Annotated in this window: 23 protein-coding genes; 2 read left to right on the top strand and 21 right to left on the bottom strand. The window is 49.7% G+C overall.

All coding sequences use genetic code 11. From position 1 onward, the window contains the following. Nucleotides 1-22 precede the first annotated feature (22 nt). Entirely contained in the window at nucleotides 23-1612 is a 1590-nt protein-coding gene (locus DW931_RS00860) for a peptide chain release factor 3 (protein WP_106999734.1), read from the bottom strand. A gap of 309 nt (nucleotides 1613-1921) precedes the next feature. On the opposite strand from DW931_RS00860, the gene DW931_RS00855 reads away from it, so the two are divergent. Next, the gene (locus DW931_RS00855; protein ID WP_106999733.1) at nucleotides 1922-2695 is read left to right on the top strand and encodes a type III pantothenate kinase; all 774 of its coding nucleotides are present in this window, start codon (nucleotides 1922-1924) and stop codon (nucleotides 2693-2695) included. A gap of 119 nt (nucleotides 2696-2814) precedes the next feature. Here DW931_RS00855 and DW931_RS00850 read toward each other — a convergent pair whose 3' ends face one another. Next, the gene (locus DW931_RS00850) at nucleotides 2815-3603 is read right to left on the bottom strand and encodes an SseB family protein (protein ID WP_022360225.1); all 789 of its coding nucleotides are present in this window, start codon (nucleotides 3601-3603) and stop codon (nucleotides 2815-2817) included. A 451-nt stretch (nucleotides 3604-4054) separates the two neighbouring features. After that, complete coding sequence (gene sigG / locus DW931_RS00840; RefSeq protein ID WP_106999731.1) at nucleotides 4055-4831, bottom strand: RNA polymerase sporulation sigma factor SigG; 777 nt, start codon at nucleotides 4829-4831, stop codon at nucleotides 4055-4057. 242 nt (nucleotides 4832-5073) lie between these two features. Here sigG and DW931_RS00835 point away from each other — a divergent pair, with 242 nt between their 5' ends. Next, on the top strand, nucleotides 5074-6141 hold the full coding sequence (locus DW931_RS00835) for an acyltransferase family protein (RefSeq protein WP_022360223.1): 1068 nt from the start codon (nucleotides 5074-5076) through the stop codon (nucleotides 6139-6141). On the opposite strand, the gene sigE is transcribed toward DW931_RS00835, so the two are convergent. From sigE to DW931_RS16030, 18 genes are all read right to left on the bottom strand, one after another. Further along, nucleotides 6095-6853, bottom strand: coding sequence for an RNA polymerase sporulation sigma factor SigE (sigE, locus tag DW931_RS00830; RefSeq protein WP_118481741.1), 759 nt, complete (start codon nucleotides 6851-6853; stop codon nucleotides 6095-6097). The genes DW931_RS00835 and sigE overlap by 47 nt on opposite strands. Nucleotides 6854-6909: 56 nt before the next feature. Next, entirely contained in the window at nucleotides 6910-7698 is a 789-nt protein-coding gene (locus DW931_RS00825; RefSeq protein ID WP_182427293.1) for a sigma-E processing peptidase SpoIIGA, read from the bottom strand. Nucleotides 7699-8050: 352 nt separating this feature from the next. After that, complete coding sequence (ftsZ, locus tag DW931_RS00820) at nucleotides 8051-9277, bottom strand: cell division protein FtsZ (protein ID WP_022360220.1); 1227 nt, start codon at nucleotides 9275-9277, stop codon at nucleotides 8051-8053. A gap of 200 nt (nucleotides 9278-9477) precedes the next feature. Next, nucleotides 9478-10251 (bottom strand): cell division protein FtsQ, encoded by a 774-nt coding sequence (locus DW931_RS00815; protein WP_233430135.1) that lies wholly within the window; start codon nucleotides 10249-10251, stop codon nucleotides 9478-9480. Further along, nucleotides 10223-11506, bottom strand: a complete 1284-nt coding sequence (gene murA / locus DW931_RS00810; protein WP_118522308.1) for a UDP-N-acetylglucosamine 1-carboxyvinyltransferase — start codon at nucleotides 11504-11506, stop codon at nucleotides 10223-10225. The genes DW931_RS00815 and murA overlap by 29 nt, the downstream gene beginning before the upstream one ends. A 106-nt stretch (nucleotides 11507-11612) precedes the next feature. After that, entirely contained in the window at nucleotides 11613-12767 is a 1155-nt protein-coding gene (locus DW931_RS00805; RefSeq protein ID WP_117795227.1) for a putative peptidoglycan glycosyltransferase FtsW, read from the bottom strand. Nucleotides 12768-13006: 239 nt separating this feature from the next. After that, nucleotides 13007-14356, bottom strand: a complete 1350-nt coding sequence (gene murD / locus DW931_RS00800) for a UDP-N-acetylmuramoyl-L-alanine--D-glutamate ligase (RefSeq protein WP_118626836.1) — start codon at nucleotides 14354-14356, stop codon at nucleotides 13007-13009. A gap of 10 nt (nucleotides 14357-14366) precedes the next feature. Continuing rightward, nucleotides 14367-15323, bottom strand: a complete 957-nt coding sequence (gene mraY / locus DW931_RS00795; protein ID WP_022360215.1) for a phospho-N-acetylmuramoyl-pentapeptide-transferase — start codon at nucleotides 15321-15323, stop codon at nucleotides 14367-14369. A gap of 88 nt (nucleotides 15324-15411) precedes the next feature. After that, nucleotides 15412-17193: a penicillin-binding transpeptidase domain-containing protein gene (locus DW931_RS00790; protein ID WP_118481738.1), complete on the bottom strand. Its 1782-nt coding sequence runs from the start codon at nucleotides 17191-17193 to the stop codon at nucleotides 15412-15414. A gap of 245 nt (nucleotides 17194-17438) precedes the next feature. Then, complete coding sequence (locus tag DW931_RS00785) at nucleotides 17439-19610, bottom strand: penicillin-binding protein 2 (protein WP_243015172.1); 2172 nt, start codon at nucleotides 19608-19610, stop codon at nucleotides 17439-17441. Next, nucleotides 19588-20067 carry a hypothetical protein gene (locus DW931_RS00780; protein WP_022360212.1) on the bottom strand — a complete coding sequence of 160 codons (480 nt, stop codon included), beginning with the start codon at nucleotides 20065-20067 and terminating at the stop codon, nucleotides 19588-19590. The genes DW931_RS00785 and DW931_RS00780 overlap by 23 nt, the downstream gene beginning before the upstream one ends. Before the next feature lie 91 nt (nucleotides 20068-20158). Beyond that, nucleotides 20159-21097, bottom strand: a complete 939-nt coding sequence (rsmH, locus tag DW931_RS00775) for a 16S rRNA (cytosine(1402)-N(4))-methyltransferase RsmH (protein WP_118481736.1) — start codon at nucleotides 21095-21097, stop codon at nucleotides 20159-20161. Further along, nucleotides 21094-21519, bottom strand: coding sequence for a division/cell wall cluster transcriptional repressor MraZ (mraZ, locus tag DW931_RS00770; RefSeq protein WP_022360210.1), 426 nt, complete (start codon nucleotides 21517-21519; stop codon nucleotides 21094-21096). Before mraZ ends, rsmH begins: the two co-directional genes overlap by 4 nt. A gap of 230 nt (nucleotides 21520-21749) precedes the next feature. After that, entirely contained in the window at nucleotides 21750-21935 is a 186-nt protein-coding gene (locus tag DW931_RS00765) for an aspartyl-phosphate phosphatase Spo0E family protein (protein ID WP_022360209.1), read from the bottom strand. A gap of 342 nt (nucleotides 21936-22277) precedes the next feature. Continuing rightward, on the bottom strand, nucleotides 22278-23429 hold the full coding sequence (locus DW931_RS00760; RefSeq protein WP_022360208.1) for a sodium ion-translocating decarboxylase subunit beta: 1152 nt from the start codon (nucleotides 23427-23429) through the stop codon (nucleotides 22278-22280). Nucleotides 23430-23492: 63 nt separating this feature from the next. Further along, nucleotides 23493-23849, bottom strand: coding sequence for a biotin/lipoyl-containing protein (locus tag DW931_RS00755; RefSeq protein WP_106999722.1), 357 nt, complete (start codon nucleotides 23847-23849; stop codon nucleotides 23493-23495). Between the two features lie 28 nt (nucleotides 23850-23877). Continuing rightward, nucleotides 23878-24678, bottom strand: a complete 801-nt coding sequence (locus DW931_RS00750) for an OadG family transporter subunit (RefSeq protein WP_022360206.1) — start codon at nucleotides 24676-24678, stop codon at nucleotides 23878-23880. A 310-nt stretch (nucleotides 24679-24988) separates the two neighbouring features. Continuing rightward, nucleotides 24989-25171: a hypothetical protein gene (locus DW931_RS16030; RefSeq protein WP_106999720.1), complete on the bottom strand. Its 183-nt coding sequence runs from the start codon at nucleotides 25169-25171 to the stop codon at nucleotides 24989-24991. Nucleotides 25172-25563: the final 392 nt, after the last annotated feature.

Below are 25563 nucleotides of genomic sequence, written 5' to 3'. Positions count from 1 at the left end.
CAGTGCTTTCCGCTGCATGGCTTTAGTTACGCCCAAACTCGCTTAACTTAAGCTTCGGATTCCGCTCTTCCACCATTCCCACACTCCAGCTGTTGACAAACAGAAGCAGTGGATTGTCTTTGAGGTCTTTGATCCGCTTCATATCCGAAGTTCCCTGAATCTTGGCAACGTCGATCTCGTCAGCGTTTTCTACCCAGCGGATGTACTCGTATGGAAGTTTTTCCAGCTTGACTTCTACATTGTACTCATTTTCCAGACGGTAGGTCAGTACCTCGAACTGGAGGACGCCGACTACGCCGACGATGATCTCTTCCATACCTGTGTTGAACTCCTGGAAGATCTGGATCGCACCTTCCTGGGCGATCTGGCTGATGCCCTTGATGAACTGCTTGCGCTTCATCGTGTCCATCTGGCGCACGCGTGCAAAATGTTCCGGTGCGAACGTAGGAATGCCTTCAAATTCTACCTTTTCACCTGTACAAAGTGTATCACCGATCGAGAAGATACCCGGATCGAATACACCGATGATATCGCCCGCATATGCCTCCTCGACGATCTTTCGATCCTGCGCCATCATCTGCTGTGGCTGGGAGAGACGGATCTTGCGTCCGCCCTGCACATGCGTTACTTCCATGCCTGCCTCAAATTTGCCGGAACAGATACGCATAAATGCGATACGGTCGCGGTGCGCCTTGTTCATATTTGCCTGAATCTTGAAGACAAACGCGCTGAAATTCGGAGAGAACGGATCCACCATGCCGGTTGTCGTATTTCTCGGCAGCGGCGAGGTTGTCATTTTCAGGAAATGCTCCAGGAATGTCTCTACACCAAAGTTTGTCAGCGCCGAACCAAAGAATACCGGGGATAAATTTCCGCGGCTGACACGCTCCATATCCAGCTCATCGCATGCGCCGTCCAGAAGCTCGATATCATCCATCAGCTGCCGATGGTAGTCTGGACCGATGATGGAGTTAACCTCATCGCCCTCTAACGAGAACTCCTGAGATGCGACCTCCTTCTGTCCGCCCATTGCTGCTGTGAAAGTTGTGATCTTCTTTGTGGCACGGTCATACACGCCCTTAAAATTCTTACCGCAGCCGATCGGCCAGTTGACCGGACAGGTACGGATGCCAAGCACGCTCTCGATCTCATCCATCAACTCAAACGGATCGCGCGCCTCGCGGTCCATCTTGTTGATAAAGGTAAAAATCGGGATGTGGCGCATAACGCAAACCTTGAAAAGCTTGATCGTCTGCGCCTCGACACCCTTAGAACCATCGATGACCATGACCGCCGAATCGGCTGCCATCAGAGTACGGTAGGTATCCTCCGAGAAATCCTGATGTCCTGGTGTATCCAGGATATTGATGCAGAATCCCTCATAATTAAACTGTAATACGGAAGAGGTAACCGAAATACCTCTCTCCTTCTCTATCTCCATCCAGTCAGAAACCGCGTGCTTGGCCGCTTTTCTTCCCTTGACCGTACCAGCCAGGTTGATCGCGCCTCCGTAGAGAAGAAACTTCTCCGTCAGGGTTGTCTTACCAGCATCCGGGTGGGAAATAATGGCGAATGTACGCCGTTTTTTGATCTGCTCCGCTATATTTTCCAAAAAAATCTTCCTCCAAACTTACTACCATTCTTTAACTTTGTCTAAACGTATTTATTCTATATTATTTTAAACGAATACGCAAGTCCAAGTTACGGTTCACTCACGCGCGATCGGTAACAGATCTTAAAAACATTTTTCATCTTCTTCTTGATCCTTTTCTTTAAAAAACATATAATCATACTATTAACGTGGATATATAATAAATAGTAACAGTTGAACATATGAAACCGTTGCGATAACTATACAATCAACATTTTATAAGAGATGTTGATTATTGTAGAGATGCAGGAGATATAAAGGAGTTATTTTATGATTCTAGCTATCGACGTTGGAAACACCAACATTATTATCGGCGTGATCGACGCAAAAAAAACGTATTTTGTAGAACGCATCACGACCACCATCGGAAAACCGAATCTGGAATATGCCGTGGCGCTGAAAAGTATTCTTGAAATTTACCATATCGCCCCAGATCAGCTTGATGGTGCGATCGTCTCCTCGGTCGTTCCGCCGCTTAACCGGACGATTCTTGCCGCCATCCGTAAAATAACGGGACTAAACGCAATGCTGGTCGGTTCCGGCATGAAAACCGGCTTAAACATCCTGATGGACAACCCGAAATCCGTCGGCAGCGATATGATCGTAAACGCAGTCGGTGCCCTTGCAGAGCATGAACCGCCAATCATCATCATCGAAATGGGAACCGCTACGACCATGTCTGTCATCGACAAAAACGGACGCTATGTCGGCGGCGCGATCCTGCCGGGACTTCGCGTTTCCCTCGACAGCATGAGCGCCAGCACTGCCCAGCTGCCGCGCATCAGCCTCGATACGCCGCGCCGTGTCATTGGCAAAAATACCATAGACTGCATGAGAAGCGGCGTCATATTTGGCAATGCCGCGATGATCGACGGTATGCTGGATCGCATCGAGGAAGAACTCGGAGAGAAAACTTCCATCATCGCCACCGGCGGCATCTCCAAGATTGTCCTGCCGCTCTGTTCGCATACGATCACGTATGATGGGGCGCTGTTGATGAAGGGATTACTACATTTATATGAAAAAAACAGGAGAACCGAATAATCAAAAAGGCTGTCTCTCGGCAGATGTATCTATATGATACATTCTGATGGGAGACAGCCTTTTCACCACAGTTTATTATGCTGACATCTATTCATTACCGGTCACGGTCACAGCAGCATTTATTTTACAACCTTCAGCTTCATATTCTCTTTCTCAATCCGATCCAGCTTCTCGCCGTCCAGACGGAGTGCAAATCCAAACGGATTTACCACGATTCCATTCACGTAATCCAGATATTTTTTCAGATCGCGGAAGCGGACTTCCATTGCTCCAAACTGATGTTTACGGTCAAATTTGCCAAATTCTACTAAATCCGTAAATGCCGGGTAATAGCGTACACCCTTTCCAGTGGTCAGAACCGGCACTGCCGTCGTCTTCTGCGGGTCAGCAACCGGAACCAGCAGACGCGCACCGTAAAGCTCTTTGCACATCAGATCCTGCATCTGTGGGAATGCCTGGTGCTGTACCAGTGCCTGATAGAACTGATTTGCAGAACGGACCAGGGACGGGTTCATCACGATCTCGGATGTATCCTTTGGTTTCTCGATGATGCTGAACAGCGACATGGACATATGATTTTCCTGTCCCTTGTCGATCACAACTGCCTCAAAACCGCTGCGGTAGAGGTCGTTGAAAAAGGAAATACGCTGTAATGGGCGGATCTCCAGTACCTTCGTCTCTACGCCGACCATCTCCAGCCCTTTCACGAACTCATCTGCATACTCGCGGCTGGTGTAAAGGAAAGCAGCCGCCTTGCCGTTCTCTGCACCCAGGAAGAAGTTTTTCGTCGCATGGACAGTCACAACAAACAGTCCCGGCTCTCTCTGAAGCAGCTCCAGAACCTCTCCCATCACTTTTTTATCTGCTTTATCCTGATGTTCTTTCATCAGTTCACGTAATTTCTCCATTTGAATTCCTCCGGCTCTTTTTAATGTACTCTCGGAATCTTTCTGTGCTTGATTTTGTGAGATGATTTTTTGTCAGCTGTGCTCAAATTTCTGAGGCGTACGCGGTGCGTACGTTGATGAAATTCGGGTACGGCTGGCGGAAAATCAGCCACAAAAGCGAGTGCAGAAAAGACTCCGAGAGTACATTTTATCATGCGCGGGGCTCAATCCGCCTGCGCCTGTCTTTTCTACTCTGTCTGCTGTCCATGACTGCCTGAGTGTCGCATCGCCAAGCTGCCTTTATCACTATATCAGATGGAATACTCCGCTCAACCCCAGTTCAGATAACAGTCATCTGCTTGATTTTCAGATTCTTTTTGCAGACTATATCCTCTATATTTTAACACAGAGCCGCCAAACAATCAATCAGAAGAATCTCACACAATCCCTATAACACAATCCCTATCAACATTCAGCTCAAATAATGCTTCATGCTTTTTAACGCACTCTTCTCCAGCCGTGACACCTGCGCCTGCGAAATATGGATTTCTTCGGCAACCTCTGTCTGGGTCTTTCCCTCAAAAAAGCGCATATCAATAATGCGGCGTTCCCGGTCCGGCAGGCGCTGCATCGCCTCCCCCAGCGACAGATCCTCGACCCAATGTTCCTCTGAATTTTTCTTGTCACTGAGCTGATCCATCACGTAGAGCGGATCACCGCCGTCCGTATAGACCGGTTCGTACAGGCTGACCGGGCTCTGGATAGCATCGAGCGCATACGCAATCTCCTCTTTGCTGACTCCCAATTCTTTGGCAATCTCGCAGAGTGTCGGCTCCTTTGACTGCTTTTTCAGCAGATTTTCACGGGTATAGATCGCTTTGTATGCCGTATCGCGGAGCGACCGGCTGACCCGGATTGAATTGTTATCCCTCAAATACCGTTTCACCTCCCCCAGAATCATCGGAACCGCGTACGTCGAAAAACGAACATTCTGGGTAATATCAAAATTATCAATCGCCTTGATGAGGCCGATACAGCCAATCTGGAACAGATCGTCCACATTTTCCCGGCTGCCCGAAAAGCGCTGTATTACACTGAGCACCAGCCGCAGATTCCCCTTGATATACTGTTCTCTTGCCTCCCGATCGCCCTTTAGAATCCGGCGAAACAGTTCTTCTTTCTCCTCATTACTTAAAAGAGGCAGCTTGGATGTATTGACCCCGCAGATTTCCACTTTATAGACCGGCATTTCCATTCCCTCCGTATGATGGACGATCAACGCAAATAGTTGAATCGTTTTGATTTTTGTTTTGTCACCTATACATTAGAATGGACAATTCAAAGCTCATTTATACCCGGACAAATGAGAACCGTTTTCACTCATTCCAATTTCTTGCCTTTTCTGCCGTTCCATAGTAAAATATATTTTCAGGGATTTTACGATCAATATTATTTATAGAAAATAGAATTCAACCACAAGGAGATCCATTCATGAACACACAAAAAAAAGCCCGTTCCCTCTACTGGGATATCGTAAAGGGATGGGGCATTATTGCGATCGTGCTGGGGCATACCGGATATTTCGCCGGTGCGTTTGTCTATCTGTTCCACCTGGCGCTGTTCTTCTTTATCACAGGCTATTTTTATAATGAAACGAAATACGGGGATACGCCGTTTCTCTACTTCGGCTCCCGTCTCGCCGGTGCATGGCCCAGGTATATGTTCTACACGCTGTTTTTTGTCCTGCTTCACAACTTTTTTGTAACGCACAGGCTCTATGCGGGACAGGAACTTTACAACCATACCAGAATGCTTACGGCATGGATGAGCAGTCTTTCCTTCAACTCCCCGGAACAGGTTCAGGGTGCCCTCTGGTTTCTGCCGGTCTGGCTGGTGTCCTCCGGACTCTTTGCCGGATGCGTCTGGTTTGGACGCGCAGCTGCCCGCTTCACCCGGAAAGATAATGTCAAGCTTCCCGTATGTGCATTTGCATGCATCCTGATTGGCCTTGCCGGTGTCTTCTTAAATATGAGAAGCTGCCCGCTCCCTTACAATCTGCAGGCGGCGCTGCTCGTTGTTCCGGTCTATCTCATCGCCTGGCTGATGCAGCAGTTTTTCTCCAATTTCCGCCACTATACAGTCTGGTACGGCTGCCTGATAAGCGCCCTGCTTCTGCACCTGACGAACACAAAGCTTCACATTTTCATCGATCTGGCAAGCATGCACATTCCGGGCGTCTTATTTTATCCGATCTCCATCATTGGAATTTACTTCGTCCTTTCGCTCTCCGACCTGTCCGAGCGCATCAGACCGCTGGCAAAGGTCCTTGCCTTTTTAGGACGCCATTCCTTTGACATTATGGCGATTCACTTCACGCTGTTCAAGCTGATCGATTTTGCCTATGCCCGCTTCATTTTGAAGGAAATACCGGAAACGCTTTCCAACTTCCCGGTCTCCTTCCGCTATGAAATGGGTCCGTTTTACATCCTGATCGGTCTGTTTCTTCCAGCACTTATCGGCTGGTGTATAGACCGCATTGCTGCGAAATTTCTTTCTTGAGGCGTTTCATAATCTTCTTTTCCAGCCTCGATATGTATGACTGCGAGATACCCAGAAGGTCGGCAACCTCCTTCTGGGTCATTTCATCTTCCTGCTCTCTCCCCAGACCAAAGCGCAGCTTCACGATTTTCTGTTCCCGCGGATTCAGGCGGTTGATCGCCGCATTCAACAGTTTCCGCTCTGTCTCATCCTCCAGATCCCGGTAAATAATATCCTCATCCGTTCCCAAAATATCCGACAGAAGCAATTCATTTCCATCCCAGTCCACATTCAACGGCTCATCGATCGAAACCTCGAGCTTCGTCTTATTATTTCTCCGGAGATACATCAGAATCTCATTTTCAATACAACGGGATGCATAGGTCGCCAGCTTAATATTTTTATCCACGTCAAACGTGTTGATCGCCTTGATGAGACCGATCGTCCCGATCGAAATCAGATCTTCCACGCCCACGCTGGTGTTGTCAAACTTTCTTGCTATGTAGACCACCAGGCGCAGGTTGTGTTCGATCAGCGCCGAACGCGCCTCTTTATCCTCACTGGTTCCAAATTTTCTTAAAACCTCCGCCTCCCGCACACTGTCAAACGGTGCCGGAAGGATATCGGTTCCCCCGATATAATGAACTTCCCCGTCCCGGTGCATCAGAAATGACCGGAACGACGGCATCATTTTTAAACGAAACTGACCTGGAACTGAAACTTTTATAAACATACGCTTTTCCCCCTTATGTTGTTCGCTATGGTTCAGACCATAACGGCTGTTTTTCTTCACAACCAATATTTTTCATTGAGCAGCATCTGATACTCGCCCTTCTGCGACAGCGCCTCCTGTGAAATGGCAATCCACGGCTTCTCAATCACCCGCATACCGCCCTGACCGGACACTTCCATCCGCTCCGCCTGATATGCCGGAATCACGCCGCCGCCCTTTCCGACACTCCGAAATGGGATGTATTGGACACCGTCCTCCCAGGAAAAAAATCTCTCTGCCGCACACGCATCCAGCACCTGCACCGGACGCCCCGAAAGCGGCATCGTCAGATGGTTGCCTGTGTCGAGAATCGCCTGCACATGCCGCTCCCTGCCTTTGTTAAAAAGCGTTACCGCGTACTGGTGTTCCAGCTTCATACACCGCTGCATACCAAACCGCCACACCGCAGATGGAATCAGAAAACTGCCCCCCGCGGTAAACAGCCAGAACAGAAGATTCACCCGTATTCCAAGCGGCTGAACCAGTTCCATGCAGCCAGCCGCCAGCATAGATGCTATGTAAAGCCCGATCGCAGCTTCTGCCGCCTCCGACTTCCTACGGATGGAAAATGCCGTCCATACCATCAGCACGCTCATCGTGGCGCTTAGGAGCATCCGCCCGGCATATCCCAGCGGAACCGGAGCTAACACCATTCCTAACGCATACACGGCTCCCAGAATACTCCCTGCCAACCGCCCATACCGGCGTTCCGGCAGACGCAGGCAATTCTTCACCACCGACAGAAGCAGGAAATCCGCTGCCAGATTTTGCAGCAGGATGACATCCGCATACACACGATAGGTCACTGTCTCTTCCCACCTTTCTGTCCGACACGGGATATTATAAGAAAAAAGTTCCGCAAAATTTGTCAAACCGAGGGCGCAAAACGCCTGTTTTGATCGCCAAAAATCGGGGGGAAAACGTAAAATTTGAATAGATTCGACATAAGTCGAAGGTCTGAATCGACGATAAAAAAGAATGTGCCTTGGCACGTTAGTACTTTTTGTGTAATAGGGGATTCCAAGGAATTTCCTATTACACAAAAAAACACGCATCAGAAATTTTCACTTCTAATGCGTGTCTCTTCCAAAAGCAACTGCTTCTGTATATATTTTGTATTTTTACTAAAGCAAGAGCAGCTCATCTCTCACTCTTATATTATTTCTTATTTCTCAGAAAATCCGGAATATTGATCTGTGTTTCCTGGCGCATCGGGCGGAACGGCTGTGCCGGTGCCGACTGCGGTGCTTCCTTCGGAGCGACTGGCTGTGCCGGTGCTGCTGCAGATGGTGCACGGAAGGTCGGTGCCTTGTAGGTCGGCTGCGCTGCCGCTGCAGTCTGTGCTGCCGGCTGAGCGTATGTATTGCCAGTCGTCTTTGCCTTGAACGGAGTCTTGAACTCAGTCATCGCTTTTGCGACCGGTGTGTTCACACCGTGGGAATCCAGTCCAGTCGCAATAACAGTGATCGTCGCCTCATCCTGTGCATTCTCATCGTACATCGCACCGAAGATGATATTGGCATCGTCGCCTGCAAGCTCCTGTACATAACTGGCTGCGTCATTTGCCTCGATCAGGCTGATATCGCCGGAAATATTGATGATAACGTGGCTTGCACCCTCGATGGTTGTCTCAAGCAGCGGGCTGGATACAGCCTGCTTAACAGCCTCAAGTGCTTTGTCATCACCCTTCGCATGACCGATACCGATATGAGCGATACCCTTGTCCACCATAACGGTCTGAACATCTGCAAAGTCAAGATTGATAAGACCCGGAACATTGATCAGGTCGGTAATACCCTGTACTGCCTGCTGAAGAACCTCATCTGCTTTCTTCAGTGCATCCGGCATCGTGGTACGGCGGTCTACGATCTCAAGAAGTTTATCATTCGGGATAACGATCAGAGTATCGACAGCTGCTTTCAGTTTTTCGATACCATTGAGCGCGTTGCTCATACGGGTCTTTGCCTCGAAACGGAACGGCTTTGTGACAACGCCGACCGTCAGGATGCCCATATCTTTTGCGATACGTGCAATAACCGGAGCTGCACCTGTACCGGTACCGCCGCCCATACCTGCGGTAACGAATACCATATCTGCACCCTTGAGAGCCTGTGCCAGTTCTTCCTGGCTTTCCTCAGCTGCTTTCTCACCGATCTCCGGCTTTGCGCCTGCACCAAGTCCCTTGGTCAGCTTCTCACCAATCTGCATAGCTGTGGACGCCTTGCAGAACTGCAGTGCCTGCTTATCTGTATTGATACCGATAAATTCTACACCGGCAATATCTTCATCGATCATACGGTTGACAGCGTTGTTACCGGCTCCGCCGACACCTACTACTATAATTCTGGCAGAGTTCTCTGCTTCATTTATCTTTATCTCTAACAAGATACTTCCTCCTTCATTTTCCCATCTGTTCCGGTTTTATCATCTTTATACTAAAATTAGGGTCTTTTAAATCTAGCCTACCTAATACTATATTTGATTTTCAGCAAAAAATCAATCGTTTCTTTTATAAATTTTCAATAAACCAGTCACAATGTTACTGTTCACGCATACGTGCCAGTAACGGATTTTGCCGATTCTTCCTAGTTTTTATCAAACCGGTACATCGGATTTGCATTCGATTCATCGTAGCTGTCCAGATAGAGGGTTCCGGACAGATCCGGATAATCCCGCAGAATATCCGTCAGCTCCGAAAGTTTCCCGTTCATCTCACTGTTGCTTCCCAGCTCAACCTTCAAGCTCCTGATTTGAAGCGTCGCTTCCTTTTCCTTATTAAAACGGATCTCGTCCACCGCAACCTCGTTGACCGACAGCACCTGCGTCAGGTTCAGAATCTCGTTGAAAACGCTGATATCCTCGACCGGCAGCGGCTGATGCAGCACGATATGTCCAAAGGAAAGTCCGGCAATCTTCGGCACACCCGGCAATGTCTCGCTTGTGCTCTCCACAATGATGCCGTCCTTGTCAAAATACATCCGGCTGTTCATGTAGGAAACGTAACCAACCACACTCTTCTCGTAGACGATCACCTCCACGTCCGACGGGCTGCGGAACACCAGCTTGTAATCCTGCACGAACGGAATTGACTTGTGCGGCCGGAAGCGGTACTGCAGATAGCAGAACACCGGATTCCGGCTCAGCCGCGAATCGAAAATAGACGCCTCTATCTGCTCTGCCGTATATTGCCGGTTTCCACTGACATGGATTGTATTGATCTGAAGCAGCGACAGACCGACAAAAAACGCGGCCGCCACAAGAAGTGCTGCCGCCGTGATCCAGATATGTTTTTTTCCACGGCGGCGCCATACCTTTTCCTCTGTTTTTTTTTCAATCTGTATCTTCTCTATCTCCATCATCCTCCCGGCGCCGGATCTCTGCTCCTAATGCCCGCAAATCCCGACAAATATCTTCATATCCCCGCTCAATATGTTCACATTCTGATACTCTGGTCCATCCGTCCGCCCCCAGGGCTGCCACCGTCAGGGCTGCACCGCCCCGCAGATCACGGGCACGCACCAAAGCTCCCCGCAAGGTTTCCACTCCGTCAATTCGGGCAATGTTCCCGCTGCATTCGATGTTCGCCCCCATTTTTTGAAGCTCCGCCGCTGTGCCAAACCGGTTTTCAAATACCGTCTCCCGCAGCATACTGGTTCCATCTGCCCGTGACAGCGCCGCCATCAAAAACGGCTGCAGATCGGTCGGAAACGCCGGATACGGTCCGGTTTTCACCGATACCGCCCGCAGGCGCTGTCCGCCGTGTACATATATAAGTTCCGGTTCCTGATAAAGCGAAACGCCCATATGCTCCAACACCCCGGTCAATGCACGCAGCTCCTGTGTCTGCACGCCGTCCACGATCACCTCACCGCTACAGGACGCAGCGGCAAGAAGATAGGTCCCGGCTACGATCCGGTCGCCGCCGATCACAAACCGGCTGTCATGGAGCGGCAATCCGCCTTCTATGATCAGCGCATCCGTCCCGATCCCCCGGATCGATGCCCCCATACCATTTAGGAAATGGCACAGCTGTCCAATCTCCGGTTCCCGCGCGCATCCCCGCAGAACCGTCCGCCCCACCGCTGCCACAGCGGCAAACAGGGCATTTTCCACCGCGCCGACACTCGGAAACGGAAAAATAATCTCTGCCCCGCGAAGTCCCGTTGTCTGTGCATGCAGGAAGCCGTCCGGCTCCGGTTCCCGTATTTCCGCGCCCAGCGCACGGAGTGCCCGCAAATGCCAGTCGATTGGACGTTTTCCGATCATACATCCGCCGGGGCTGTAGACACCCGCCTCGCAAAAGCGTCCCAGAAGCGCTCCCAAAAGCATAATGGACGAGCGCATTTTCCCCATCGCTTTCTGCTCGATCCGCCAGCCATTCATCTTCGAAGTATCGATTTCCAGACGGTTTCCGTGCAACGCACACCGGCATCCCAGAGAATCAAGAATCCCCATCATACAGAACACATCCTGTATTCTGGGGACATTTTCAAGCACGGTAATTCCGCGGTTTAACACTGACGCCGCCATCATCGGCAAAACTGCATTTTTCGACCCCTGCACCGTGAGTCCGCCCTGAATCCGGCACGGTCCGTGAATCTCGATGAAAGCCAAACAATCCCCTCCCACCGGCATCTATGTATTATTATATGCCAACGAGAGAAAATGGTTCTCATTTTCTACATTTCCCGAAGTAAATATGTAACTCCGCCAAATATTCCTACTGCTCCAACTTAATCTGGTTCGAGACGCTTAACACCATCCCCATCTCCAGCATCAGGAACATGACGGACGTACCTCCGTAACTGATAAACGGCAGCGTAACACCCGTGTTCGGGATCGTATTCGTAACAACCGCGATATTTAAGATAACCTGAATCGCGATGTGTGCCATCACACCGATCACGATCATCGCACCCATCAGATCCGGTGCATTTCCAGCAATTACCATGAAGCGGTAAATCATAAACATGAAAATCAGAATGACCGAAATCGCGCCAAACAGACCTAATTCCTCACAGATAATCGAAAAAATCATATCATTCTGCGCCTCTGGCACGAAACCGAGCTTCTGGAGACTCTCGCCCAGTCCCTTTCCAAACAGACCGCCGGAACCGATCGCGTACAGACCCTGGAGCACCTGATAACCGCCGGAACGTGCATACTGCACCGGGTTGACCCAGACATTGATTCGTCCCAGCTGATAATCCTTCAGGATATGGAGCTTTACCAGCAGATGCCCTATATAGGGGGCGACCGCCAGAAGTCCGACGCCGCCTCCGATGCAGAGGAAAAACGGCCATTTGATCTTGCACGCCACAAACAGCATCACAAACACGATGCCGCAGATGATGATACCAGAACTTAAGTTGTTCGCCGTAACCAAAAGTGCCAGCGGCGCCGACAGCGCCACGATAAATCCGACTGCCCGCAGCTGGTTGATCCGCACGCCCAGATTGGCAATCAGAACCGCCAGAAGCAGAATCAGGGAAATCTTGACAATCTCGGTCGGCTGGAACTGGAGCGGTCCCAGGCGCAGCCAGCGCTTCTTACCATGCGATGCCACGCCCAGAGGTGTAAAACGCGTCAGAAGCAGCGTCACGTATGAAACGATATATCCCAGCATCGCAAACCGCGCAAACCAGTGATAATCTATCTTGGAGACGATATACATCGCAACAAAGCTGACACCCGCGATGCCCGCCTGACGAAGCATAAAATATCCCGGATTGCCGTAATCAAGCTGCGCCTTATAGGAGCTCGCGCTGTAAATCATGATCAGTCCGAATACCGTCAGGAAAATGATGGTAAACAGCAGACTGTAATCATAAAACCGATGTGGTTTTTTCTTTTTAATTTTTCCCGGTTCCGGCATACTTCCACTCCCCTGCTTTTTGTTGTTACAGTTTCGAAATTCTGCCTGTAAACGGCAGTTTTTCCTTCAAATCAGGGCTGCCGCAGACAAATGCCGGCTGCGACAGCCCCCTTAAATACATTAAGCCTTTATTCTTCCAATACCGAATTGCTGCGTGCTTTGCACTCCGCAATTCTCAAAAGTCACAATTCCTCCTGCAAGCAATCTTGCGTCGGATTTCCGACCTTTGAACCTTGGTATTACAAATTTCTCACAAACTCTTTGAATTTGCGTCCGCGCTCTTCAAAGTTCTTGAACTGCCCCCAGCTTGCACATGCCGGTGAAAGCAGGACGTTATCGCCCGGATTTGCGTAGGATGCACATACCTGTACAGCCTCCTGCAGATCTTCCGCGTACATGATATCATTGAAGCCGTGGCGTTTTGCACACTCGGCAATCTTGTCGCGGGTCTGGCCGATCAGCACCAGATAGCGTACCTTTCCGCCAAAGCTCTCGATCCACTCGTCAAACTCGGAATGCTTATCATATCCGCCTGCGATTAATAAGGTCGGTCCCGGCATCGCCTTGATCGCCTGCATCGCTGCATCCGGGTTGGTTCCCTTGGAATCGTTGTAGTATTTGACACCAAAACGCTCGGTTACGAACTCAATGCGGTGTTCAACTGCCTTGAATTCCTTGATCACCTTCTGGATCTTCTCCAGCGGAACGCCCATGTTCATACTGATAGCAACCGCTGCCATAACATTTTCATGGTTATGACGGCCAAGTAGCTTCAGATCGTGGATATTGACAATCACGGTCTCTTTCTCGCCGTCGTTGTATACAATCTCATCCTCTTTCAGGTAGAAACCTTGTTTCAGGGTACGCAGACTGGAAAAATATACCACCTTGATGTCTTTTAAAGTCTCACCAAATTCACGCAGTACCGGATCCTCATAGTTCAGGACGCAGACATCGCCCTCTTTCTGGTTCTTGGTAATGCTCTCTTTCGTCTCGATGTAGCATTCCATCGTCTTATGACGATCCAGATGATCCGGGGTAATATTTAAAATAGCGCTTACATTCGGGTGGAAATCAGTCATGGTCTCCAGCATGAAGCTCGATACCTCTGCGACGGTTACGGTCTCATCCGTTGTCTCCAATGCGTGGAATGCAAACGGCTCACCGATATTTCCAACTACAAATACGCTGTCATAGAATGACTTCATGATCTCGCCGGTCAGGGAAGTCGTTGTTGTCTTTCCGTTCGTGCCGGTAATGGCTGCCATACGTCCTTTGGCACAGTGATATGCAAGCTGCATCTCGCCCCAGATCGGAATACCGGTTTCACGAATCATCTCTACAAACGGTGCATCGGTCGGGATGCCTGGGCTTAAAATTGCCAGCTCCACGCCTAACAAATCCGTCTTTTTCAGCTCTCCGAGGACGAACGTGATCGTCGCGCCTTCGTCAAATTTCTTTTTCAGCTCCTCTTGATCCAGTTTTTCATTGCCATCGTAAAGCACTACCTCCCCGCCTTTTGAGAGAAGGAGCTTTGCAGCTGCAATACCGCTGATACCTGTTCCTGCTACTAATACTTTCTGACTCATAATCTTCCTCCTATAATCCTAAGTATGCTATAAGGCAAAGGATTGCCGTAATAATCGAAAATACGCCTACGACCCTGGTCTCAGACCATCCGCAGAGCTCGAAATGATGATGGATCGGCGCCATCTTGAAAAAACGCTTTCCGCCCGTCTTCTTAAAATAGGTTACCTGAATAATAACAGATAATACTTCCACCAGATAAATCAGACCCACGATCGCGATAAAGATCGGCATCTGCATCATAAAGGCACTGGAAGCGACAAAACCGCCGAGTGCCAGTGAACCGGTATCGCCCATGAACACACGCGCCGGATAGACATTGAACAGAAGAAAGCCCAGAAGACTTCCAACTACTGCGCCGGTAATCGGGCTAATGCCGCTGTTCTCCCCGATCGCCACGATCGTAAAGAACGTTGCTACCAGAATCGTCACACTGGTGCACAGACCGTCCAGACCATCTGTGAAGTTCACGCCATTGTCAGTTCCCAGAATGATGAAGAACAGTGCCGGTACAAACAGCCAGACCGGAAGCTGTAAATACTTGCCGGTAAATGGAATCAGCATCCCTGTTCCGATGTCCGGTGAGGTTACAATATAATAGGCAAAAATACCTGTGATCACAAACTGTCCGATCAGCTTCTGAATCGGATTTAAGCCCTCTGAACGTTTCATCACGATCTTGATGTAATCGTCCAGAAATCCAACCACGCCGAATCCAACGGTCATAAACAGCACCGGAATGATCTTCGGATAATCCCGGATATATAGCAGGGACGTAATGATGATGCTGGAAAGAATTACCAGACCGCCCATCGTCGGGGTTCCCTGCTTTTTCAGATGCGTCTGCGGCCCGTCATCGCGCACCTGCTGTCCGAATTTCAACCTGTGGAGAAACGGTATCACGATCGGGCACAGCACTGCGCTGACCACAAATGCGATGATAACCGCCAGTATTGTTTCATTTACCATGTCACACCTCTAACTTATCTTCCTATGTATACAGAGATAGTTCCTCAAATTATACACTTCAATAGTATACGTCTTTTTAGGGGAATAATCAACCTCTTTTCTCCACCCCCAGATACGGCAAAATGACCTCAAACAGATCGCGGATCACCGGGGCGGCAATCGTCCCGCCATAGTAGATTCCTTCCGGTTCATCGATGGTGATAAGCGCGATCACCTGCGGATCGTCCGCCGGTGCAAACCCTAAAAATGAGGAAATATATTTTTTCCGGCTCCTTGGAAGTTTCTCCGAGGTTGCCGTCTTTCCGCCGATCCGGTAGCCCTCGATCCGGGCGTTTTTTCCACTCCCCTCCGCCACCACCTGTTCCAGAATATAACGCAGCGTCTCACTCGTCTGCTCCGATAAGATTCTCTCCCCTTTTGGATAGGTAAACACGTGGACTGCCTGACCATCTGCTCGCACGGCACGGATCCCGATGTGCGGTGTGATGCGCGTGCCTCCGTTGATCAGGGAGGATGCCGTTGTAATGAGCTGGATCGGCGTGATCTGAAACGACTGCCCAAAAGAGACGGTCGCCAGCTCCACCGGTCCGATCTGATCCGGCTGGTGCATGATCGTCCCCGCCTCACCCGGCAGATCAATCCCAGTCTTTCCCAGCAGACCAAACTGCTTAAAATACTGATAGTACCGCTCCGGTCCCAGCCGCTGTCCGACATCGATCAGAACAGGATTGCAGGAATTCATCATTCCCTGTAAAAACGTCTCCCCGCCGTGTCCGCCCACCTTGTGACACCGAATCTTCCGATCTTCCACGATCCGGAATCCTGGGCAGGAAAACTGATCAGTCAGGTTGACCACGCCCGCCTCCAGTCCCGCAGCGGCAGTCACGATTTTGAATGTAGACCCCGGTTCGTATGTATCATTTAAACAGGGATTGCGCCACATCTGATTGAGGAGAGCTTGTTTATTTTGCGCTGATGCTGCGTGTGACTGCACTTCATTCTTCCAGGATATGTCTTCTTCTGTTTCTGAATCTTCGTTTTTTCCATCTGTCACCAGCTCAAACGGCTCATTCAATGAAAACTCCGGTGCATTTACCATTGCATAGATTTCCCCGTTCTTCGGGTTCATCACGATGATCGAGACGCGGTTCGCATTCTTTTTCTGCATCGTCTGGTACGCCGCCTGTTCCGCGTACATCTGGATATTGACATCCAGACTCGCCTGCAGATCCCGCCCTGCCTCCGGCTCGATGCGATCCTCCGCCTCATTTTCCAGCTCGATCCCCGCCGCGTCCGTGAGCGTCAGGATCTTGCCATCCGTGCCCTTTAAATACTTCTCATACTGTACTTCCAGACCGATGATCCCCTGGTTGTCTCCCCCGGTAAATCCCAGTACCTTCGATGCCAGACGTCCATATGGATAATATCGCTTATAGTCCTCATCTACCTTGACCCCCTCCAGGCGCCTTGCCCGGATCGCATCGCCCCGCGTTTTCTCTACATTAGACTTGATCACCTCTCTGGAAGATCGTTTTTCCGTCTTTTTCCGCACCTCCGCCTCCGGAAGTCCCAGTTCTTCGCTTAAAACCCGGATAACTGTCTCCGGATCTTTTACCTGATTATGAATCACTGAGATAGTACACACAGTCCGGTTATCAGCGATCACCGTTCCGTTCCGGTCAAGGATCCGCCCGCGCGGCGCTTTGATACTGCGCTCCCGCCGATGCAGCTCCTCCGCCATCTGGCTGTAATAATCCGCTTTATACAGCATAAGGAAGAACAGTCTCCCCGCCAATCCTGCCATGCACAGGCAGATGGCGGCGCACAAAAAGACAGTTCTTCCTCTGTGATGCGTCCGGTTCCGATTCATACTGCTTCCTGTCTGATCTCATTGCTACAGTATATCATAAGAACCGTTTCTTTATTCTGTATTTTCGTTACTGTTCACACGCGTGTGCCCAGCAACGGGATTTTGCCGATGCTACGCATTCCAAATCGGCAAAATCTGCTGCCAGAACTGTATCGTACGGATTTTTCAGTTCAGAAAATTCCTACCTGTGAACAGTTACGTATTTTCCACGCAGGATAGATAACTCTTCCCGACAGGCACAATTCTTAATCTCCCGCTGCCTGCGCTTCCTGGGAAGATGCCGTTTCTCCGGCATTATCCGCTGTTCCGGTGTCTCTGCCCGTTCCAGCCGTTTCACCGTTTCCAACCGCCGCCGATTCATCCTGCACATTTCCCATCGTATCCGGATAGCTGTACTCGTCTCCGGAATCGATAAATTCCTCATCGTAGTTCGCCCAGCCGCCCTCCGGAGCCGGAGTCGTCTCTGCCGGTGTTTCAGCTGCATTCGGATCCTCGGTCGCTGTGCCGCTTATAATGCCTTCTTCCTGGCTGGAAAGATTGGTCTCGAGATCCTGTGCCGCGCCGCCTGCCGGGAATACATTCTTATATGGAAGGACTTCCGCCATGATCTTGCTGAAAATCTCGCTGGCAAAAGTCGAATGTGCCTGCTGCTCGCCCGGCAGATGCGGAGTATCTACTACCACATAGCAGAGCACCTGCGGATTGTATGCCGGTGCATATCCGATAAAGGAAACCAGATAATTCTTCTCCGCACGCGGCTGCTTCTGCGCCGTACCTGTCTTACCAGCCACTTCGTAACCGGCAACTGCCGCCGCGCCCGCGGTACCGCCATCACCTGATACTGTCTGGTAAAGCGCATTATTAATGAAGTTCGAGGTCGATTCCGAAACCGTCTCTCGCACCAGATTTGGGGAAACGGATTTGACAACGGATCCTTCGTCGTTCAGAATCTCTTTTACCACATGCGGCTCATAATAGGAACCGCCGTTGATTAAGGACGCATATCCGGCTGCCATCTGCACCATCGTACAGTTATAGTTCTGTCCAAATGCGTTGGTCGCCAGAGAAGCCGGATCCATATTGGACGCCTGATAAATCAGACCGGACGCCTCACCCGGAAGGTCGATGCCCGTCTTCTCGCCAAATCCGAAAATCTTCTGATACTGGACAAACTTCTCTTTTCCCTCCAGTGATACAATACGCATCATAACGACGTTGCAGGATTTCATCAATCCCTGTGTGATCGTCAGCGGTCCGTGACCGGCTCGGGCAACACACCGGATATCCCAGTCTCCGAAATGCAGTTTTCCGCCGCACTCAAAGACCTCGTTTCCGGAAATCGCGCCTTCCTCGATCGCCCCGGCTACCGTAAATGCCTTCTGTGGAGAACCCGGCTCATAGGAGTCGCTCACGCAGAAGTTTCTCCACATTTTATACCACGCCTCGGACTTCGCCTTTTCATCCATCGCCTGAATTTCCTCATCCGTATAGTAGGTGCTTAAATTGTACGGATCATTCAGATTGTAACGGGTCGTCGTATCCATCGCCAGGATCTCACCGCTGTTCGGATCCATGACGATCGCCGCCGCCAGATTACTTCCAATGCCCGCCTGCCACTCATCCAGATATTTCTGGACAATCTTCTGGATGTTGACGTCGATCGTCAACTCCAGCGTCTTTCCGTTCTGCGCCGGTTTTACCGTTCGCTCGACGTTCGAATCGCCGTTTAAATAACCATACTCACGACCGCTCACACCGTTCAGGATATCATTATAATACTGTTCAACACCGCCGGATGCATTGCCATCCTTGAGGGCAAAACCAACCACATTGCATGCCAGCTCATTGTACGGATACGTTCTCTTATATTCTTCCTCGAACCATACGCCCGTGATACGCTGGTTGCCGCCTTCCTCCGTCGGCAGCGCCCGGTATTCCTTGTTCTTGTCCTTCTCATAAGTCTCAAACTTCTCTTTGTCTTCCGCTGGAAGCTGTTTCGCATAGATCACATACTGGCTGTCTTTTTTCTCCTCGATCATCGCCTGCAGCTCGTCCCGCTTGTAACCGAAGCACTCCACCAGCGCGTCCAGCGTGGCATCGAGATACTGGTAGTTCTCCTCCGTATCCAGAATCTGCTTCGGATCGACGACCAGATTGTAAACTTTCTCGCTAATCGCCAGATACGTCCCGTTCCGGTCGATAATATTGCCGCGCTTGTAGGGAATCGTGCGGCTCTCATAGTCCTGATGGCTCAGGACTATCTGATTGTACGACTCGCCCTTACTTTTTACCAGATTATAAAGCACCAGCACCAATGCAAACAAAGCCAGCATAATTACCAGGACGGTAATTGCCAGCTTTTCCTGCATATATTTCCGAAAGGTCTGTCTGCCGTTAGTGTTTTGGGATGTCCTCATACTGTCTTACATACTCGCTTTCCGTCTTGTCATATAAAAGAATCTGATCCTTATTTGCATATACCATGCCGAGCTCTTCGGTCGCCACTTTATATACATGATCCAGATCCACATACGTGTCAATCCGGGTCTGAAGTGCATCATTCTCGGACTTCAGGTTCTCCAGTTTCAGCTCCAGATCCTCAATGTGGTTGATACGGGTCGTGATCGACGCCTGCTTATGCAGATAATTCATACATAAAACCAGCGTGATCAGCGCAGCGATGGTCAGCGCCAGCACATACGGTCCGTTCATGTAAAGCGCCTTTTCCTGGTTGCGGCGCACGGCGTGTTTATGCCGGTACTCCTCTCTCTCATCTCTTTCTGGTCTTATCTCCACGGTTCTCTGAACTTTTCGCACGGTATTACCGTCCACATACGTGGAGGCCGATACATGTTGTCTCCTTCTGACAGACATAACGTTCCCTCCCTGCTCTTTCGCTTTTTCTCTCTTTTATCTCCCCCGCACCTGAAACGATCTCTGTTCTGAGGTGCAGTTATGCTTTTGTTTATGATTTTTCAAATACCCGGAGCTTTGCGCTCTTGGAACGCGGGTTTTCTTCCATCTCCTGATCGGTCGGAAGAATCGGTTTTCTTGTAATCACCCGGCCGCGGCTTTTGCGTCCACAGACACAGACTGGAAAATCCGGCGGGCAGATGCATGGATTTTCATTCGTCCGGAAACGGTTCTTTACGATTCTATCTTCCAGGGAATGGAACGTAATGATCGAAAGCCGTCCGCCCGGTGCCAGGCGTTCAATCATCGTATCGATCGAATCTTCCAGCACATCCAGTTCCCGGTTTAACTCGATCCGGATCGCCTGAAACGTACGCTTTGCCGGATGACCGCCGGTCGCCCGGACCTTTGCCGGAATCGATGCCCGGATGATCTCCGTCAGCTCGCCTGTCGTCTCAATCTCTTTTTTCTGTCGTGCCTGTACGATGTGTTTTGCAATATTCTTCGCAAACCGCTCCTCACCGTAGTCCCGGATGATCCGGTACAGTTCCATCTCACTGTAGGTATTGACGATGTCCTTCGCGGTCTGCTCATTTCTCTGATCCATCCGCATATCCAGCGGCGCATCGTCCTCGCGATAGGTAAATCCCCGTTCCGCTGTGTCAAGCTGGAAAGAAGAAACACCCAGATCCAGATAAATTCCATCCACCTGCGGAATCTCCAGCTCATCTAACACCTGTGCAATCCGCTCATAATTGCTCCGCACAACGGTTATCTTATCTCCAAAGGGAGCCAGACGTTCTGACGCAGCCGCAATCGCGTCCGCATCCTGATCAATCCCGATCAGGCGTCCGCCGTCTCCCAGCCGTGCCGCCACCTCGCTCGCGTGACCGCCGCCTCCCAGTGTCCCATCCACATAGATACCCTGGGGCTTTACACAGAGACTGTCAACCGTCTCATTTAATAATACTGATTTGTGATTAAATATCATATGCCAAGGCCTTCCATATTTTCTGCAATCTCTTCCATGTCATCATAGACATTCTTCTCCGCCCAGGTCGCCTTGTTCCAGATCTCGATCCGGCTTCCGACGCCGACCAGGACAACCTCCTTCTCGAGTCCTGCAAAATCCCGCAGAACCGAAGGAAGCAGGATTCGTCCCTGACGATCCACCTCACACGCCGAGGCACCTGCCAGAAAGAAACGGGAGAATTTTCTGGCATTCTGATTGGTAAGTGGGAGTGCCTGTAACTTCTCTTCGAACTTTTTCCACTCGGTGTTATCGTACACAAAAAGACAGCCATCCAACCCCTTTGTCACCACAAATTCGTCTCCAAGCTGTTCCCTGAACTTCGACGGAACGATCAAACGTCCCTTCGCATCGATTGTATGATTGTATTCTCCCATGAACATATCAATCACCCGTCATCCGATGTGTACCACTTTTGTGTCCCGAAAATCCATTTCGTTCCACTTTTCACCACTTTCTACCACTTGTTATGTTTATTTTAGTACATGCCCATCAAAATGGCAAGGTCTAAATCGAAAAAAAATCAGAAAACTCAGGCACCGGTTCTTTTTCCGAACACATGTACCTGAGTTTTCTGTACTTATCTATATTTGTTTCTATTTCCACTCTTATTTTATAGCGCCGTCTCCAGCCCTCTTTCAGTCTCCGTCTCCAGCCCGATATACTGATTTAAGAGTTTGTCAAGCTCCACACTGTAGTGATAAATTATGTCATATGCTGCCTTTGTGTCAATATTTTGATTCAGCTGCTGTCTTGCCCGTTCAATCTTTTGAACTAATTCTTCTCTCATATCCGCCATCCTATGCATTCTCCTTTTCTATTCTCTAGTGCCATTCCTCCTTACTTCACTGTCATTTTACGTCTTCCACCAGCAAAAAGCAAACTATTTCGACCGATTAAATTCGACAAAAAACGACGTTTGTTACTGTTCACACACGTGTGCCCAGCAACGGGATTTTGCCGATGCTACGCATTCCAAATCGGCAAAATCTGCTGCCGGAACTGTATCGTACGGAATTTTCAGTTCAGAAAATTCCTACCTGTGAACAGCAACCGGCGTTTGCATATAACAATAGGGCAGAATCCCGAAGAATCCCACCCTACTATATAAATACATTATTCAGAATAAATCTGCTCGATCCTATTTCACGCCAAAGATAGCCATGAATGTACCTGCTGCTACGGCAGTACCGATAACACCAGCTACGTTCGGTCCCATTGCGTGCATCAGAAGGAAGTTGCTCGGATCTGCCTCAGAACCAACCTTCTGGGATACACGTGCTGCCATCGGAACTGCAGATACACCTGCGGAACCGATCAGCGGGTTTACCTTACCATGAGTTACCTTGCACATAATCTTACCGAAGATAACACCTGCTGCAGTACCCAGAGCGAATGCAATCAGACCCAAAACTACGATCTTGATGGTATCCAGGTTTAAGAAAGCCTCTGCACTGGTAGTAGCACCTACGGAAGTACCCAGGAAGATAACGACGATGTACATCAGGGCGTTGGAAGCAGTCTCTGTCAGCTGCTTAACAACACCAGACTCACGGAACAGGTTACCAAGCATAAGCATACCAACCAGCGGAGCAGTTGTCGGCAGAATCATGCAGACAACGATTGTAACAACAACCGGGAACAGAATCTTCTCCAGTTTGGATACCGGACGAAGCTGCTCCATACGGATCTCTCTCTCCTCTTTGGTGGTAAGGAGTTTCATGATCGGCGGCTGGATAATCGGAACCAGAGCCATGTAGGAGTAAGCTGCTACGGCAATCGGTCCCATCAGACCTGTCTGACCAAGTTTACCAGCCAGGAAGATAGAGGTCGGGCCGTCTGCACCACCGATGATGGAGATAGCAGCCGCAGCCTTATCGTTGAATCCCATGAAGATAGCCATGAAGTAAGCGCCGTAGATACCGAACTGAGCAGCTGCACCGAGCAGGAAGCTCTTCGGGTTAGCGATCAGCGGACCGAAGTCTGTCATCGCACCGACACCCATGAAGATGAGGGATGGTAAGATACTCCACTCATCCAGTAAATAAAAGTAATGTAAAAGTCCACCAACTCCGTTCGATGAGTCTTCAATCGATCTCATAATATCCGGATAGATATTTACAAGCAGCATACCAAAGGAAATCGGAAGAAGCAGTAACGGCTCGAATCCTTTTCCGATTGCCAGATACAGGAAAATCAGCGCTACGAAAATCATAACGATGTTTCCAAATGTCAGGTTTAAGAATGCTGTCTGCTGAAGAAGATTGGACAATGTAGTTGTTATATATTCCATATTAATTCCTCCAAACGGAATAACATATCCCGTATTTTTTCAGCCAGTTTTATAAAAATTAGATTAGTTTAATGTAGCAAGAACTGCGCCCGGTTCTACCATATCGCCTACTGCAACATTAACACTGGCAACGGTACCGTCCTGAGGAGCTACGATCTCGTTCTCCATCTTCATAGCTTCCAGAAGCAGGATAACCTGACCACGTTTTACAGCTGTGCCAGCTGCTGCCTTAATACCAAGGATCTTACCTGGCATCGGGGATGTGATGGTTACGCCGCCTGCTGCCGGTGCTGCTGCTGGAGCCGGAGCTGCTGCCGGTGCTGGAGCTGCTGCTGGAGCCGGTGCTGCTGCGCCTGCAAATCCTTCTTCTACGGTTACCTGATATGCTGTACCATTTACGGTGATAGTATAATTCTTCATTTTAAATTCCTCCAGATTTTATCGATGATTATTTACGTGTAATGGAGCGGATATTTACGCTGTCTGCCGGTACGCCGGTTGCTGCTGCGATCGCTGCAGTGATAACTGCTACCAGTTCTCCATCGTTTGCCGCATTGCCTGCTGCTGGTGCTGCGGTACGTGCCGGCGCTGCTGCCGGTGCTGCAGTCTGTACAGGTGCCGGTGCTGCTGCCGGTGCCTCTGCTCCTGCTTTTTTAGCCTTTACATTTGCCTCAATCTCGTTAACCTTCTTGAAGCTGCTGATAATTAAGCTGATGAAAATCAGTACCAGGAATACGGTACCCATACCCATCAGGGTATTTAATGCTGCCTTCTCCATCTTCTCACCGAAGCTGTAGTTTACAACAAAGGATAACTCAGTCGGTACCAGAGAAGTACCGCCGTAGCTGCTTACGCTCTCCTCAGCGGTCAGGGAGAAAGTCAAGTTTCTCTTCTCAAAGGAAGCCTGAACAACTGCTGTGTAGCTGTCATCATCGGCGCGCTCTACGGTCACGCTCTGAATCTCACCCATCTTGCCTAAATCGTCCTTAGAACTGGTCCAAGAAGAAATTGCAGACTCAATGACTGTGTTTTTCTGCTTCTCAGCCTGTTTCAGCTGTGCTGCCAGATCTTCGTCACTGTAGCTGGCGAACTGCTCCAGATAGCTCTTAGCGCCATCGCTCATGGTCTGCTCGATCTCCGGAGAAATCGGCTCTACCGCTTCTTCAGAAGCGCTACCACAGGCGGACAGAGCGAAAAAGCAGACTGCCATGCAAAGTACAAGCAGCATTCTTTTCATATTCTGTTTCATAAATGTGTCACCTCGTAATTAGATCGTTCCATGCTTTGACGGACGTCCCTCTTTCTTCGTGAATCATATCCTGACAGCATCCATGTTTCTTTCATGGCGCCATCCGTGATACTTCCCACCTATCTGTGTTTGCAGGTGTTTTTGCAAAATTTCCAGAGCTTGTCATCCACTCCGGGAATTCTCCATCTGACACGCTGCGGCAGCAGAGGATTGTACAATCTCCTCTGCATACATAAATGGCATGCACTTCCGTCTATGCGAATCCGACTTTAATAGCCATGCATACATAAACATCTGTACCACTGACTTGTTATTCGATTCTCACATAAGCGCTGTCCGGTGCCTGACTGATGACAAACACTGCCCTCATCCCTGTTTCCGGAAATGATTCCGGCAGCCAGCCGCACTGACATCCCTTTTTTAGCACTACAACTCCGCCGACGGTTCTGATTATATAATCATTATACAATATGTAAAAACACGCTGCTTCCATGCAGTACTAAATCCGGAATCTGCATTCTCCGACCTTTCCCTGCCTGCGTCTTAGCGCAGCTGCCTGCCTGCGAACCACTGCTTTCACAGTTTCCTGCTGACAAACGCCCCCGCTTTCGCACTACTTCTGTGCCCGCCATCCCGATTCCGCGCTTCTGCCGATATAACGCATACCGAGGCTCTTCTTAATTTGCAGCCAGAAGAGCCTCGCATCTTTCGTCAAATCCGCACCGGAACAGCCGCAGCTTATCTTGCACATACAGTTGATATAGCAGCTTGAAACGTCATGTTATGCCAGATTACTTATGCTGGTTTCCTCCATCCCATAAGCAAGTCCTTTTTTTGCCTGTTTAACATTGTATAATGAGGTCGGCAAAAAAGCAAGTTATTTCC

The organism is Clostridium sp. AM43-3BH, from assembly GCF_003479985.1.
In the GTDB taxonomy this organism is placed as follows: Bacteria; Bacillota; Clostridia; order Lachnospirales; family Lachnospiraceae; genus Otoolea; species Otoolea fessa.
The sequence above is the reverse complement of the archived record's forward strand: the minus strand, read 5'-3'. Positions and strand labels throughout refer to the sequence as shown.

Bases quoted from the DNA above. Each gene is read 5' to 3' on its own strand.
- DW931_RS00855 (WP_106999733.1), top strand. From the start codon at position 1,922: ATGATTCTAGCTATCGACGTTGGAAACACCAACATTATTATCGGCGTG.
- DW931_RS00850 (WP_022360225.1), bottom strand. From the start codon at position 3,603: ATGGAGAAATTACGTGAACTGATGAAAGAACATCAGGATAAAGCAGAT.
- sigG (WP_106999731.1), bottom strand. From the start codon at position 4,831: ATGCCGGTCTATAAAGTGGAAATCTGCGGGGTCAATACATCCAAGCTG.
- DW931_RS00835 (WP_022360223.1), top strand. From the start codon at position 5,074: ATGAACACACAAAAAAAAGCCCGTTCCCTCTACTGGGATATCGTAAAG.
- sigE (WP_118481741.1), bottom strand. From the start codon at position 6,853: ATGTTTATAAAAGTTTCAGTTCCAGGTCAGTTTCGTTTAAAAATGATG.
- DW931_RS00815 (WP_233430135.1), bottom strand. From the start codon at position 10,251: ATGATGGAGATAGAGAAGATACAGATTGAAAAAAAAACAGAGGAAAAG.
- DW931_RS00805 (WP_117795227.1), bottom strand. From the start codon at position 12,767: ATGCCGGAACCGGGAAAAATTAAAAAGAAAAAACCACATCGGTTTTAT.
- murD (WP_118626836.1), bottom strand. From the start codon at position 14,356: ATGAGTCAGAAAGTATTAGTAGCAGGAACAGGTATCAGCGGTATTGCA.
- mraY (WP_022360215.1), bottom strand. From the start codon at position 15,323: ATGGTAAATGAAACAATACTGGCGGTTATCATCGCATTTGTGGTCAGC.
- DW931_RS00790 (WP_118481738.1), bottom strand. From the start codon at position 17,193: ATGAATCGGAACCGGACGCATCACAGAGGAAGAACTGTCTTTTTGTGC.
- DW931_RS00785 (WP_243015172.1), bottom strand. From the start codon at position 19,610: ATGAGGACATCCCAAAACACTAACGGCAGACAGACCTTTCGGAAATAT.
- DW931_RS00780 (WP_022360212.1), bottom strand. From the start codon at position 20,067: ATGTCTGTCAGAAGGAGACAACATGTATCGGCCTCCACGTATGTGGAC.
- rsmH (WP_118481736.1), bottom strand. From the start codon at position 21,097: ATGATATTTAATCACAAATCAGTATTATTAAATGAGACGGTTGACAGT.
- mraZ (WP_022360210.1), bottom strand. From the start codon at position 21,519: ATGTTCATGGGAGAATACAATCATACAATCGATGCGAAGGGACGTTTG.
- DW931_RS00765 (WP_022360209.1), bottom strand. From the start codon at position 21,935: ATGGCGGATATGAGAGAAGAATTAGTTCAAAAGATTGAACGGGCAAGA.
- DW931_RS00760 (WP_022360208.1), bottom strand. From the start codon at position 23,429: ATGGAATATATAACAACTACATTGTCCAATCTTCTTCAGCAGACAGCA.
- DW931_RS00755 (WP_106999722.1), bottom strand. From the start codon at position 23,849: ATGAAGAATTATACTATCACCGTAAATGGTACAGCATATCAGGTAACC.
- DW931_RS00750 (WP_022360206.1), bottom strand. From the start codon at position 24,678: ATGAAACAGAATATGAAAAGAATGCTGCTTGTACTTTGCATGGCAGTC.
- DW931_RS16030 (WP_106999720.1), bottom strand. From the start codon at position 25,171: ATGGAAGCAGCGTGTTTTTACATATTGTATAATGATTATATAATCAGA.